The organism is Olsenella uli (assembly GCF_016899935.1).
Classification (GTDB): Bacteria; Actinomycetota; Coriobacteriia; order Coriobacteriales; family Atopobiaceae; genus Thermophilibacter; species Thermophilibacter uli_B.
On record NZ_JACJJK010000120.1, the window covers coordinates 1 to 232 of the forward strand.

At 55.2% G+C, this 232-nt stretch carries 1 protein-coding gene; it reads left to right on the plus strand.

All coding sequences use genetic code 11. The features are described 5' to 3' along the window. Nucleotides 1–25: 25 nt before the first annotated feature. Nucleotides 26–232: hypothetical protein (locus H6A07_RS10090; protein ID WP_204814776.1), on the plus strand; the 207-nt coding region annotated here is incomplete at its 3' end.

Here is a 232-nt window from a genome sequence, read left to right on the forward strand (position 1 = left end):
CAGCCATGTGAACGCGAGGACGGCGGTGTTCCACGACGGCATTACCGCATATCCCGATTCCTTGCCCTATACCTCCGAAAGCCTTACGCTGGGCGCGGGCGCACCTTTGGTGCCTTACGAGGGCGCCACATGGTCGCAACTTATCAGCCACAATTTCGGCTTCAATGACGCCGTGAAAACGATGACTCTGTATGTGTCGGAAGACAATCCGTATATGTATGCGGACGAATAC